The organism is Paraburkholderia sp. BGA-UO-ETr-F12 (assembly GCF_059567945.1).
On sequence record NZ_JCAQOZ010000012.1, the window covers coordinates 139,921 to 153,952 of the forward strand.

At 61.6% G+C, this 14,032-nt stretch carries 10 protein-coding genes; 6 read left to right on the plus strand and 4 right to left on the minus strand.

Annotated features, from left to right (window positions below; all coding sequences use genetic code 11):
- The first annotated feature begins 28 nt into the window (after positions 1–28).
- Positions 29–2,314 (plus strand): arginine/lysine/ornithine decarboxylase, encoded by a 2,286-nt coding sequence (locus AC57B6_RS04225; RefSeq protein ID WP_028200500.1) that lies wholly within the window; start codon positions 29–31, stop codon positions 2,312–2,314.
- A gap of 2 nt (positions 2,315–2,316) precedes the next feature.
- Complete coding sequence (locus tag AC57B6_RS04230) at positions 2,317–3,084, plus strand: lysozyme inhibitor LprI family protein (protein WP_106352860.1); 768 nt, start codon at positions 2,317–2,319, stop codon at positions 3,082–3,084.
- A gap of 11 nt (positions 3,085–3,095) precedes the next feature.
- Here AC57B6_RS04230 and AC57B6_RS04235 read toward each other — a convergent pair whose 3' ends face one another.
- From AC57B6_RS04235 to zwf, 4 genes are all read right to left on the minus strand, one after another.
- Entirely contained in the window at positions 3,096–4,022 is a 927-nt protein-coding gene (locus AC57B6_RS04235; protein WP_028200502.1) for a bestrophin family protein, read from the minus strand.
- A gap of 718 nt (positions 4,023–4,740) precedes the next feature.
- Positions 4,741–6,657, minus strand: a complete 1,917-nt coding sequence (locus AC57B6_RS04240; protein ID WP_491562745.1) for a bifunctional transcriptional regulator/glucokinase — start codon at positions 6,655–6,657, stop codon at positions 4,741–4,743.
- Positions 6,635–7,357: a 6-phosphogluconolactonase gene (gene pgl, locus AC57B6_RS04245; protein WP_216750262.1), complete on the minus strand. Its 723-nt coding sequence runs from the start codon at positions 7,355–7,357 to the stop codon at positions 6,635–6,637. Before pgl ends, AC57B6_RS04240 begins: the two co-directional genes overlap by 23 nt.
- 202 nt (positions 7,358–7,559) lie before the next feature.
- Positions 7,560–9,023: a glucose-6-phosphate dehydrogenase gene (gene zwf / locus AC57B6_RS04250; protein WP_028196746.1), complete on the minus strand. Its 1,464-nt coding sequence runs from the start codon at positions 9,021–9,023 to the stop codon at positions 7,560–7,562.
- A gap of 532 nt (positions 9,024–9,555) precedes the next feature.
- On the opposite strand from zwf, the gene AC57B6_RS04255 reads away from it, so the two are divergent.
- The 4 genes from AC57B6_RS04255 to AC57B6_RS04270 all read left to right on the plus strand — a co-directional run bounded on the left by AC57B6_RS04255 (position 9,556) and on the right by AC57B6_RS04270 (position 14,008).
- On the plus strand, positions 9,556–10,803 hold the full coding sequence (locus AC57B6_RS04255; RefSeq protein WP_496420751.1) for an ABC transporter substrate-binding protein: 1,248 nt from the start codon (positions 9,556–9,558) through the stop codon (positions 10,801–10,803).
- Between the two features lie 195 nt (positions 10,804–10,998).
- Positions 10,999–11,940 (plus strand): carbohydrate ABC transporter permease, encoded by a 942-nt coding sequence (locus AC57B6_RS04260; RefSeq protein ID WP_028196748.1) that lies wholly within the window; start codon positions 10,999–11,001, stop codon positions 11,938–11,940.
- Positions 11,930–12,787 (plus strand): carbohydrate ABC transporter permease, encoded by an 858-nt coding sequence (locus AC57B6_RS04265; RefSeq protein WP_028196749.1) that lies wholly within the window; start codon positions 11,930–11,932, stop codon positions 12,785–12,787. Before AC57B6_RS04260 ends, AC57B6_RS04265 begins: the two co-directional genes overlap by 11 nt.
- Positions 12,788–12,892: 105 nt before the next feature.
- Entirely contained in the window at positions 12,893–14,008 is a 1,116-nt protein-coding gene (locus AC57B6_RS04270) for an ABC transporter ATP-binding protein (RefSeq protein ID WP_028196750.1), read from the plus strand.
- Positions 14,009–14,032 lie beyond the last annotated feature (24 nt).

A 14,032-nucleotide genomic window follows, 5' to 3' on the forward strand; every position in this document is an offset into this window, starting at 1 on the left:
AGCGGTCGTTCTTTTTGGAGAATCGCCCATGAAGTTTCGTTTTCCCGTCGTCATCATCGACGAAGATTTTCGCTCCGAGAACATCTCGGGTTCCGGCATCCGGGCTTTGGCCGAAGCTATCGAGAAAGAAGGCGCGGAAGTGCTCGGGTTGACGAGCTACGGCGACCTGACTTCGTTCGCCCAGCAATCGAGCCGTGCGTCGTGCTTCATCCTGTCGATCGACGACGACGAACTGCTGCCGTACGTCGACAACGTCGTGGTGGAAGGCGAGACGCCGGAACTGGCGGCCGCGATCGTCGCCTTGCGCGCGTTCGTGACCGAAGTGCGCCGCCGCAACGCCGACATTCCGATCTTCCTGTACGGCGAAACGCGCACCTCGCGCCATCTGCCGAACGACATCCTGCGCGAACTGCATGGTTTCATCCACATGTTCGAGGACACGCCGGAGTTCGTCGCGCGCCACATCATCCGCGAGACCAAGGTGTATCTGGATTCGCTCGCACCGCCATTCTTCAAGGAACTGGTGCAGTACGCGGACGAAGGCTCTTACTCCTGGCATTGCCCGGGGCACTCGGGCGGCGTCGCGTTCCTGAAGAGCCCGCTGGGCCAGATGTTCCATCAGTTCTTCGGCGAGAACATGCTGCGCGCCGACGTCTGCAATGCCGTCGACGAACTCGGCCAGTTGCTTGACCACACGGGTCCGGTGGCCGCTTCCGAGCGCAATGCCGCGCGCATTTTCAGCGCCGACCACGTGTTCTTCGTGACCAACGGCACCTCGACCTCGAACAAGATCGTCTGGCACGGCACCGTGGCGCCGGGCGATATCGTGCTGGTGGATCGCAACTGCCACAAGTCGATCCTTCACGCGATCACCATGACCGGCGCGATTCCGGTGTTCCTCACGCCGACGCGCAACAACTTCGGCATCATCGGCCCGATTCCGCGCAGCGAATTCGAGCCGGAAAACATCAAGAAGAAGATCCTCGCGAATCCGTTCGCGCGCGAAGCGCTGGCGAAGAATCCGGATCTGAAGCCGCGCATCCTGACCATCACGCAGAGCACCTACGACGGTGTGATCTACAACGTCGAGATGATCAAGGAAATGCTCGGCGATTGGCTCGACACGCTGCACTTCGACGAAGCGTGGCTGCCGCATGCGGAATTCCACGAGTTCTATCAGGACATGCACGCGATCGGCGCGGGCCGCCCGCGCATCGGCGCGCTGGTGTTCGCGACGCACTCCACGCACAAATTGCTGGCCGGTATTTCGCAGGCTTCGCAGATCGTCGTGCAGGATTCGAAGAACAGCCGCTTCGACAAGCATCGCTTTAACGAAGCGTATCTGATGCATACCTCCACCAGCCCGCAGTACGCGATCATCGCCTCGTGCGACGTGGCCGCGGCCATGATGGAAGCGCCGGGCGGCACGGCGCTCGTGGAAGAATCGATTGCCGAGGCGCTCGACTTCCGCCGCGCGATGAGCAAGGTCGACGACGAATACGGCGACGACTGGTTCTTCAAGGTGTGGGGTCCGGACCAGTTCGCCGAAGAAGGTATCGGCTCGCGCGAAGACTGGATGCTGCGCCCGGACGACGCGTGGCACGGCTTTGGCCCGCTCGCCGAAGGCTTCAACATGCTCGACCCGATCAAGGCGACTATCGTTACGCCGGGTCTGGATATGGACGGCGGCTTTGGCGAGACGGGTATTCCGGCTGCGATCGTTACGAAGTACCTGGCCGAGCACGGCATCATTGTCGAGAAGACCGGGCTGTATTCGTTCTTCATCATGTTCACCATCGGCATCACCAAGGGCCGCTGGAACTCGATGGTCACCGAACTGCAGCAGTTCAAGGACGACTACGACAACAATCAGCCGCTGTGGCGCGTGCTGCCGGAGTTCGTCTCGCATCATCCGATGTACGAGCGGGTGGGTTTGCGCGATCTGTGCCAGCAGATTCACAGCGTTTACCGCGCGAATGACATTGCGCGCCTGACGACCGAGATGTACCTGTCGAGCATGGAACCGGCCATGAAGCCGTCGGACGCATTTGCGAAGCTCGCGCACCGCGAGGTCGACCGGGTACCGATCGACGAACTCGAGGGCCGCGTCACGTCGATCCTGTTGACGCCGTATCCGCCGGGCATTCCGCTGCTGATTCCGGGCGAGCGCTTCAACAAGACCATCGTCAATTATTTGCGTTTCGCGCGCGAGTTCAACGAGCGCTTCCCGGGTTTCCACACGGATATCCACGGGCTGGTCGGCGAAACCATCAACGGGCGCATCGAATACTTCGTCGATTGCGTGCGCGCCTGACGATGCGGGTAGTGCAGTCCCTGCTGGGCGCTGGCGGCTGGCGGCGCGCGTTTGGCGCGCTGGCCCCGGCAAGGCCGGCGATCTGGGTGGTGGTGCTCGGTGCGGCGTTTGCGGTGACGCTCGGCGTGACGCCTGCGACGGCGCATGCCGAAGTGGCCGCCGCCGACCCGATTGACGCGTCGATGCGCGCGTGTCTGGCGCGCAGCGACATGTCGTCGACGGTGGGGCAGGTGCAGTGCATGGACAACGCGCGAATCGGCTGGAAGGCCGCGTTGGACGGCGCGTGGCAGCAGCTTGAAGCGAAGTTGCCGCGGGCCCGGCGCAAGCAGTGGGAGAAGAGTCAGGCGAGCTGGGAGGCCTCGCGCGAGGTCGAGAAGCAGTTGCTTGCCGCCGTGTTCGCGACGACGCACGGCTCGATGTACGTGCTGGCCGAAGCCGATATGCAGTTGCAACCGGTGCGTGATCGCGCGCTTGCGCTGCGCAGCGCCATGGCCAGGATCAACGCCGGCGGGGACGCGCCGCGTCGTCCGCGCGCCTGTAATGCGGACGCACAATGCGAGCACGCGATGTTCGACCTGAACCGCTATTACCGCCGCTTGCAAACGAAGATGCCGACGCGTTCGCGTCCGACGCTGGTACGCGCACAAAAGGCCTGGACCGCGTATCTCAACGCGACCACGCCGTTGGTCGATGAGCGTGGGCGCATCGATATCATCGGCGCCCGGGTGGCCACGCTCAAACGTTTATCCGAAACCGTTGGCAACGACTGAGCGCTCGCGGCTTAGGTGAGCACGTAGGTTTCGGCTTGCGGCTTCGGCTGCGCAAGTGCCGGTTCCCCTAGCAGGTCGCGCATCGCGTCTTCGATACCGAGCGACATGGTTTCGAGCGCGAGATCGTTGTCGTCGATGCCGAAGGGCTCTTCGATCTGCGAGGCGATCGCTTCGTGCGCCATGAAGGTGTACGCGACGAACACCGAGAAGACCGGCGTGAAGATGCCGATGCTGTCGACGAGTCCGAACGGCAGGGACGCGCAGAAGAAGTACACCGTGCGGTGAATCATCACCGAGTAGGCGAAAGGCAGCGGCGTCGAGGCGATGCGTTCGCAACCGCCGATCACATCCGACAGGCCATTCAGGTTCCGATCGAAGGCGAGCACCGCCATTGGATCGAGCGCGCCTGTTTGGGCGTGGCGTTGCACCCATTCGCCGAGAAACAGCAGGAGTGTCGTTGGTTTGTAGCGCGACTGCATGACGCGGTCGAGAAGCGCTTTGGGCAGACGTGCCGCGAGATCTTCACGCGGGTCGCTTTTGCGGAGTTGATGACGCAGTGCATGGGGGAGGGCGCCTAGAGCGGCGATGAACTCTCTGATGTCCTCTTTGGGCAGCGGTTTGTTTTGCAGCGTGAGCGCCTGGCGGGTGAGCGAGCGGGAATCGTTCAGCAACTGGCCCCAGAGCTTGCGGGCTTCCCACCAGCGGTCGTAGCTGGCGTTATTGCGGAAGCCTAGAAAGACGGCTAACGCTATGCCTATGAGCGAGAACGGGGCGGTGGTGTTGAGATTTAACGTGACCGGCAGCAGGTGGTCGTGGGCGGCCACGGCGACGATCGAAATGCAGAAAATCAGCGATAGCCGCGGGAGGAGTCGCGGGAGGACGGAGCCTCGCCAGGCCAGCAGCATGCGGAACCAATGGAGATGGGGGCGGATGATCATCGGAGTTTTGGGGCAGGGGGTTTTTTTGCCTTCGGCGACAGTGGGCTTATTATCGCTTTTTTGGTTGAGGGGGCTTTGGGGCTTTGGGGCTTTGGCGCTTTGGCCTTTCCTTGAATTGTTAGTGGTCTATTAGCGTTGCCCCTGTGCGGGGCGGCACTTACTTTCTTTGCCGCCGCAAAGAAAGATAAGCAAAGAAAGCGGCTTCACCCCGCCAGCTCATAAGTGGGTGCCCCGCACAGCCACGGTAGTGGTGCATCTGGAATCCGTGCCCCCGCACACTCCACGCTAGTGACAAAGCACTCATCAGCTCCCACTCCGCACTGCGTGCGTCGCGGACGGGTCTGCCAGGGAAACCTGGCTGATGCTTTGCATGACTGATCGTTTTTTTGGAACGGGGTATCGGCGCGCGCAGCGCCGCCGGAGGTATGACTGCCTTGTCACTGAGGCGGAGTGTGCGGGAACACGGATTCCAGATGCACCACTACCGCGGCTGTGCGGGGGACCCGCTTATGAGCTGGCGGTGTGAGCCGCTTTCTTTTGCCTACTTTTCTTTGCGGCAGGCAAAGAAAAGTAGGTGCCGCCCCGCACAGGGGCAACGCTAATAGACCACTAACAAAGCAAGGAAAGGCCAAAAGACCAACACCAAACAAACCACGAACCCTGCAAGGAAGAGCCAAAAAGCCAGATCGACAACAAACCCGCCGAGCAGGCCCTTCCCTTAATCCCGCGCAGAAGACGCAGCCCCATGACTTAACCAGTCAAGCACAGCAGTAGCATCATCATCCGCACCCTGTCGCGCCTTAGCGACCGTCTCAGCCACATCCTCGCTAGGCACAGCACGCCGAATCGCCACCCCCACCGCCAGAATATCGATCATCACAAGATGCAGTATCCGCGAAATCATCGACAACTGCGACTCGCGAATCTCAATGTGATCGGTCTCCAAAGCGACGGTAGCCCGCTTGGCCAGCGGCGTATTGCTCGACGTAATGGCAATCACCTTGGCCCCCGCCTGCATGGCGACATCCAGCACACGCAGCAGCTCCGGCGCACGCCCCGACTTCGACACGGCAACGATCACATCGCCCTTGCCGAGCAACGCAGCAGACGCCGCCTGCATGTACAGATCGCCATAAGCAATCGTCGGAATGCCAAACCGGAAGAACTTGTAATGCGCATCCTGCGCGACAATGTTCGAATTGCCGAGCCCGTAAAACTCGATCCGCCGCGCTCCGTTCAATAGATCGATGGCTCGCTCGACCTGGTCGAAATTCAAATGCTCGCGCAACTGCAGAATCGCGGACACGGTGTTATCGAGCACCTTCGCGCCGAAGTCCGTCGCGGTATCGCCCAGATGCACCTGGCTGTGACTCACCGGAATCGTGCCGGTCAAACCCGTCGCCAGTTTCAGCTTGAAATCGGACAAGCCCTGGCAACCAAGCGAACGGCAGAAGCGGATCACCGTCGGCTGGCTCACGTCGGCCTTGCGCGCAATATCCACGATCGGATCATTGATGATCGAGCGCGGATGATTCAACGCCAGGTCGGCCACACGGCGCTCGGCCGGCGTCAACGCATCGCGCATCTGGCGAATCCGCTCGAACACGGCCGATGAACTGCCGCCCGCGCGGTTCGACAACTGCTCCGCGAGAATCGCCGACACCCCCAGAAACGCCGGATATTCAGCGGTAATCACGTAGGTCGGCACGTTCTGCAAATAAGCCTCGAAGCGACCCTTCGCCTCGAAGCGCTTGCGAAACGACGAACGCGCGAAGAATTCGCCGAGCCGCGGCACCACGCCGCCGCCAATGTAGATGCCGCCCAGTGCGCCGAGCGTCACCGCGATATTGCCCGCGAAGGTGCCGAGAATCCCGCAGAACACATCGACAGATTCGGCCGCGAGCGGCTCGCCGTCCAGCGCGCGTTTGACGATCTCGATCGTGTCGACGTTCGCCGCCACGCGCTTCTTGTCGCGGCCCGCCAGCGCACGATAGATCACTTCGATGCCGGGGCCCGCCGCCACACGCTCGAACGAAACATGCGACCACTTCTTGCGTGCGTACTGCAGCACGATGTCTTCGCGCTCGTCGGCCGGCGCGAAGGTGGCGTGGCCGCCTTCACTGCCAAGCGCGATCCAGCGATCGTCGGCCGGAATCAGACCGGACACGCCCATGCCGGTGCCTGGGCCGAGCAGGCCGATCACGCTGTTCGGGCGGCGCGCGCCGCCGCCTACCTGCACGCGCTGCGTGTCGGTCAGGCCCGGCAGCGCCATGGCCAGCGCGGTGAAGTCGTTCACCACCAGCAGCGTATCGAAGCCGAGCGTGCGGCGCGTGGCTTCGATCGAAAAGCTCCAGTCGTGATTGGTCATCCTGACCTGGTCGCCGTCGACCGGGTTCGCAATCGCAATCGCCGCATGATTCACGCGGCCGATCCTGGTGTCCTTCAGATACTTCTTGATGACTTCGGCAACGCCCGGATAGTCGGCGCACGGATAGACCTGCACCGACGTAATCTCGCCGGGCCCGGTTTCGAGCGCGAAGCGCGCGTTGGTGCCGCCGATGTCGGCGAGCAGCCTCGGTCCGTCGGCGTGCTGGCCCGCGCCCGGAACAGCCTTAGTTTGCACACCAGTAGACATCGAGTCTCACTCCCTTGTCGTTTGCCAACTGCGAGATGGCATTTTTTTGTAGCGAAGCGGCGGCGGCATTCAGCACGTCCATCTTGCGCGGTCCTGCGATCAGCAAAAACAGATGCTTCACTTCTTTCAGCGCGGAGAGCGACCAGCTCACACGCGCATGCGGCGCGCTGCCGGGATGCACGGCCACAAAGCGCTCGGGCGTGGTGATCGCGTGGTCCCATTCGGGCGCATCGGCGAAAATCGACGCGGTGTGGCCGTCTTCGCCCATGCCGAGAATCGCGACGTCCGGCACGGCGCTAAAGCGCGAGTCGGCGTTCAGCGCGGCAACGTGCGCGTTCAGGTCCTGCGCCGTATCCACCAGCGGCCAGAAAGCGGCCTGTTTCGCGGCGTTCTGCAACAGCGTGTCGTGCACGAGTTGCGAATTGCTCGCGCTGTCCGTTTCCGGCACCCAGCGGTCGTCGACCAGCGTCACGGCAATGCGCGCCCAGTCGAAGGGCTGCGTGGACAACGTCTGCAGGAACGGACGCGGACTGGTGCCGCCGGACACTGCAAGCATTGCCGGGCGCGTGCCAGGATGTGGCGCGCCTGCTGCGGCCGTGGCCGCCTGTGCGGCGAGCGACGCATGTAACGCGTCGCCAACCGCCTTCGCCAACGCGTCGGATTGGGCGCGTTGATCGTCGAAAGCGTGAAGCTCGATCACTTCTCCTCCGTGCTGCTTTCTTGTTAGATCTGCGGAACGTGCCGTGCTGCTGTCACGCGATACCTGCAAGCGGGATGACTTGCAGGCGCCTTCGTGATACCGGCGCCATTCCGTTCAGTTCGTCAGTGGGTCCCTCAGACGCTGCGCTGTGCTCCGATCGGGATAGCAATCAGGCAAGGCGCGGCGCCGTGCTTCAGTTGATTCAATTCTCTTCCTCGAGCCAGCAGGTGCCATGCTGCGCCAACATCGCGCTCGCCGCGGCCGGTCCCCACGTGCCTGCTGCATACGGCTTGGGCGGCTTGTTCGACGTGGCCCATTCGTTGAGGATCGGCTCGACCCAACGCCATGCGGCTTCCTGTTCATCGCGCCGTACAAACAGCGCGAGACGGCCGTTGATGACGTCAAGCAACAGACGCTGATACGCCTCCATCTGCCCTTCGCGGAAGAACCGGTCGAACGCGAGGTCGAGGTGAACGCTGGCGAGGTTCATGCCTTCGCCCGGCTGCTTCGCCAGACAGTAAAGGCGAATGGTCTCGTTCGGCTGCAAACGGATCACGAGACGGTTCGCACCGCCGCGCAACGCGGACGCGCCCAGTGCAGAATGCGGCACCGCACGAAAATTCACCACGATCTCAGCGACACGATCCGCAAGACGCTTGCCGGTGCGCAGGAAAAACGGCACGCCGGCCCAGCGCCAGTTCTCGATTTCCACTTTCAGCGCGACGAAGGTCTCAGTCGTGCTGTCCGGTTTCACGCCAGGTTCGGTTGCATACGCCGGCACCGCATGACCGCGGATCACACCCGCATGATACTGGCCGCGCACCGCGACCTTGCCGATATCGCGCGGATCGATCGGCTTCAACGCGCGCAGCACGCGTAGCTTTTCGTCACGGACCGAGTCGGAGTCCATCGAATGCGGCGGTTCCATCGCGACGATGGAAAGCAGTTGCAGCAAGTGGTTCTGCACCATGTCGCGCAATGCGCCGGTGTTGTCGTAGAAGTCGCCGCGTGCTTCCACGCCGAGTTCTTCCGCAATCGTAATCTGAATGCTCTCTACCCATTCGCGACGCCACAAGGGTTCGAACAGCACATTGCCGAAGCGCAGCGCGAGCAGGTTCTGCACCGGCTCCTTACCGAGGTAGTGGTCGATCCGGTAGATCTGTTCTTCGGCGAAGATTTCACCGACTGCATCATTAATTGCGTTGGACGACTTGAGGTCGTAGCCGAGCGGCTTTTCCAGCACGATGCGCGAATTTTCGTTGAGCCCCACCGACGCCAGCGCGTGGCAGATCGGTACGAACAGCGACGGACCCGTTGCCAGATAGAACACGCGAATGCCGGGCAGGCCGCTTATGGCGTCGCGCAGCAGCACGAAGTCTTCGGGCTTGCCCAGGTCGATCTTCACGAACTCGATACGGTCGAGAAAGCTCGCCCATGCGGTTTCATCCAGACCGTTCTTCGACACGTGCGGCTTGACGTGCTCATTGACCCATTCCAGGTAGCCGGCGCGATCCGCCACATGCCGCGCCACCGCGAAGATCTTGCCACTTTCGGCCAGCATGCCACCTGCACGGTGCGCTTCAAACAGTGCCGGCAGGATCTTGCGCATCGACAGATCGCCGGTTCCGCCGAACAGAACGAAGGTGAAGCTTGAATCGGTTTGCATGAGTCTCCGTCGATATCCTGGGGCCGCCGTGGTGATCAGGAAGGGCGACCGTAGTCCGATAAAATATTTTTTGACACTGAATTGTAGTTTAACTACAATCCAAATCAAGAGGTAGCGCTAATTCGATGAAAAAAGCGTGCGCTGTAAGGCTAGATGCGCGTTTTCCCGAATCGGCAGGCGTCACCTGCATGTTAACGGACATTGCGTGCGGACACGTGCCAGCATGCCCCCGGCGGCCCTTACGGAAAGCCGGAAGGCGGGTCTGGCGTCAGGGTTAACGTGTGAGGCACCTCGAGTCTGCCGCGCGCGACGCGGGCAGGCAAAAATCAAAAGAGGAGACAGTCAGTTGCATCCCGAACCACTCATCTCTTGAGCTTCCAGCGGCCGGATATCGGTCCGCCGGCACATGCATGAAGCATGCGCCCGACCGTGCTCGATCGCCCAGTGTTTTGCCTGTTTGAACCAACCACAGCACCCTGGCGACATCAGGGGCCATTTGTTTTTTTGTTCAGGTGTCTGGAGGAGATAAGCAATGAAATTTCGCGCGATCATGGGCGCTTTGTGCGCCGCAGGTCTGATGTGTGGCGTCTCGGCCGTACAGGCTGCCGAGTCGATCGAAGTGTTGCACTGGTGGACGTCGGGCGGCGAATCGAAAGCCGTCGGCGTCCTCAAGGACGACATGACGAAGGAAGGTTACACGTGGAAGGACTTCGCGGTTGCTGGCGGCGCGGGTGCGGCCGCCATGACGGCACTCAAGACGCAGGTGATCTCGGGCAACGCGCCGAGCGCCGCGCAGATCAAGGGTCCGCTGATCCAGGACTGGGCTTCGCAAGGCGTGCTGGTGCCGATCGACTCGGTAGCGGGCGACTGGAAAAAGAATCTGCCGCCGGAAATCGACAAGATCATGCACGCAGACGGCCATTACGTTGCCGCGCCGTTCTCGGTGCACCGCGTGAACTGGCTGTACATCAACAAGGCGGCACTGGACAAGGCAGGCGGCAAGGTGCCGACGACGTGGCCTGAGTTCTTCGCGGTCGCCGACAAGATGAAGGCCGCGGGCATCCAGCCGATCGCGATGGGCGGTCAACCGTGGCAAGACCTGACGCTGTGGGAAGACGTCGTGCTGTCGCAAGGCCCGGCTTTCTACAAGAAGGCGCTGGTCGATCTCGACGAGAAGACGCTGACGTCGGAGCAGATGGTTGGCGTGTTCGACACGGTCCGCAAGATCCAGGGTTACTTCGACGCGGGCCGCACGGGCCGTGACTGGAACCTGGCAACGGCGATGGTCATCAACGGCAAGGCCGGCATGCAGTTCATGGGCGACTGGGCGAAGGGCGAATTCGCCAACGCCGGCAAGAAGGCGGGCTCGGACTATGTCTGCGCCGCCGTGCCGGGTACGGAAAAGTCGTACACGTTCAACGTCGACTCGTTCGTGTTCTTCCAGCAGAAGGGGCAGAAGAGCGCAACGCCGGGTCAACTCGCACTCGCCAAGACGATCATGTCGCCGGAGTTCCAGGAACAGTTCAGCCTGTACAAGGGCTCGATCCCGGTTCGCCTGGGCGTGTCGATGGCCAAGTTCGACGACTGCGCGAAGAAGTCGTACGCGGATGAACAGGTGGCGATCAAGTCGGGCGGCTATGTGCCATCGCTGGCACACGGCATGGCGCAACCGGATGCAGCAGCCGGTGCGATCTCGGACGTGGTCACCAAGTTCATGAACTCGCAGGAAGATTCGAAGACCGCGGTTGCCGCGCTCGCGAAGGCAGCGAAGACCAAGTAAGCCGTGTAGGTGAAGCAGTGCGCCAGGCGGTTCCCCTGGTGGGCGCCGGGCGCACGCTTCAGAGTGCTTGCAGCAGTTGCGTTACTTAGGGCGAGAGACCTCACCCCTGGTTTCATCGAGTCACACCTATGCCGTTGCGGCCCCGCGTTTTCCATGCGGGCGGCCCGGCGGTACAGTTTCAGCAGGAGTCGAGTAGTGACTGCTTCTATCAGCGGAAACGGGAAAACCACGGCTTCCGTGGCCCGCCGCGCGTCGCCGATGGCGGCCCTTGCCGATCGCTGGATTCCGAAGCTGGTGCTCGCACCCAGCGTCGTGATCAGCCTGATCTTCGTGTATGGCTTTATCGCTATTACCGGCTATCTGTCGTTGTCGAATTCGCGACTGATGCCGCGTTACGATTTTGCCGGTCTCGATCGTTATCGCGAACTGTTCGATAACGACGTGTTCTGGACCTCGGCTGCCAACCTCGGCTGGTTCGGCATTCCGTTTATCGCGATCTGTATCGGCCTCGGCCTGTTCCTCGCGATCCTGCTCGATCAGCAGATTCGCAATGAAGGCGCGCTGCGCGCCGTGTTCCTGTATCCGATGGCGCTCTCGTTCATCGTAACGGGTACGGCGTGGCAATGGATCATGACGCCGAGCGTCGGCCTCGAGAAAGTGTTCCACGACTGGGGCTGGACGAGCTTCTCGTTCAGCTGGCTCGGCGACCCCGACAAGGCGATTTTCTGCGTCGTGATCGCGGCCGTGTGGCAATCCACCGGCTTCGTGATGGCGCTGTTCCTCGCGGGCTTGCGCGGCGTGGACGGTGAAATCTTCAAGGCCGCGCAGATGGACGGCGCGGGCTTGCCCACCATTTACCGCAAGATCGTGATTCCGAGCATGCGCCCGGTGTTCTTCTCCGTGCTGCTGATTCTCTGCCACATCACGATCAAGACCTTCGACCTGGTCGTCGCGTTGACCGCGGGCGGCCCGGGTACGTCTTCATCGCTGCCGGCTATTTTCATGTACACGTTTTCGTTCAATCGCGGGCAGCTGGGCGTCGGCGCGGCATCGTCGATGATGATGCTCGCGACCGTTGTGGCCGTGCTCGTGCCGCTGATGTATCTGGAATCGAGGAGCACCCGCAATGCAGCCTAAGATGACGATCAGCCGTGCCGTCATTTATGCGGCCTTGATTCTGTTCGCCCTGTATTTCCTGTTTCCGCTGTACGTGATGCTGTCCACGTCGTTCAAGGACATCGACCAGTTGCGCACCGGCAACCTGCTCACGCCGCCGACTCACTGGACGGTCGCCCCGTGGATCAAGGCATGGAGCGGTGCATGTACCGGCGTGCGTTGCGACGGCATGCAACCGTTCTTCATGAACTCCGTGCGCATGGTGATTCCGGCCGTGCTGATCTCGTCGATCATCGGTGCGTTTAACGGTTATGTGCTCACGCACTGGCGTTTCCGTGGTGCGGATCCGATCTTCACTATGCTGCTGGTCGGCTGTTTCATTCCGTTCCAGGCGATCCTGCTGCCGATGGCGCGTTTCGAAGGCATGCTCGGCCTGTCGAACACGACGACCGGTCTGGTGGTGGTGCACGTGATCTACGGGATTGCCTTCACGACGATGTTCTTCCGCAACTTCTACGTGAGCATTCCGGCTGAGCTCGTGAAGGCCGCGCGGATCGACGGCGCGGGTTTCTTCACGATCTTCACGAAGATTCTGCTGCCGGTGTCGCTGCCGATTTTCATGGTGTGCCTGATCTGGCAATTCACGCAGATCTGGAATGACTTCCTGTTCGGGATTGTGTTCTCCGGTGTCGATTCGATGCCGATCACGGTGGCGCTGAACAACCTCGTGAACACCTCGACCGGCGTGAAGGAATACAACGTGGACATGGCCGGCGCGATCATCGCCGCGTTGCCGACGCTGCTGGTCTACATCGTCGCAGGCCGCTATTTTGTGCGCGGTCTGACGGCGGGCGCAGTCAAGGGCTAAGCCCGAAGCAAACCTATACGCATCGCGGCGGCGCTTCGTTGACAGTGCGCCGCCGTCATCCGACCAGAGTTTTCAAGCGGTACCAGAGACAAGAGGATTCACAGCATGGCAAGCCTTTCCATCCGTGACGTGTACAAGACTTACCCGAACGGGGTGCCGGTTCTGAAGGGTGTCAATATCGACATCGAAGACGGCCAGTTCCTGATTCTCGTCGGCGGCTCGGGCTGCGGGAAATCGACGCTGCTCAACATGATCGCCGGCCTCGAAACCGTCACCAAGGGCGAGATCCAGATCGACGGCAAGACGGTGAACAACCTCTCGCCGAAAGATCGCGACATCGCGATGGTGTTCCAGTCGTACGCACTGTATCCGTCCATGACGGTACGCGAGAACATCTCGTTCGGTCTGAACATCCGCAAGGTGCCGAAGCAGGAGCAGGCGCAGATCGTCGATCGTGTGTCGAACACACTGCAGATCACGCACCTGCTGGACCGCAAGCCGGGTCAACTGTCCGGTGGCCAGCGTCAGCGTGTGGCGATGGGCCGGGCGCTCGCGCGCGATCCGGTGATGTTCCTGTTCGACGAACCGCTGTCGAACCTCGACGCGAAACTGCGGATCGAGATGCGTTCGGAAATCAAGCTGTTGCATCAGCGTCTCGGCACGACGATCGTCTACGTGACGCACGATCAGATCGAAGCCATGACGCTCGGCGACCGCATCGCGGTGATGAAAGACGGCATCGTCCAGCAGTTCGGCGCGCCGCAGGATATCTACGACTCGCCGGCGAATCTGTTCGTGGCGGGTTTTATCGGTGCGCCGCCGATGAATTTCATCCAGGGCAAGCTGGTGGAGCAAGGTTCGGGCGTCGGCATCGAGCTGGATACAGGCTCGGCGCGCAACGTGCTGAATCTGCCGTTCGATTCAGCGAAGGTGAAATCGCACGTCGGGCGCGAAGTGATTCTCGGCCTACGCCCCGAGCGGATCACCGACGCACGCGGTGCGCATGGCGACCACGCGAACCTGCAGGCGATCGACGTGAAGGTCGACGTGATCGAGCCGACCGGTCCGGATACGCTGGTGTTCGCGCAGGTGAACGGCAAGCGCATCGTGAGCCGCGTGCACCCGGCTTCGAATCCGCAGCCCCTGTCGACCACGACATTGCTGTTCGATGCCTCGAAGGCCGTGCTGTTCGATCCGACCAATGAAGAGCGGATTGCCTGAAGCGGGTTCTCAGGCAGACGATTC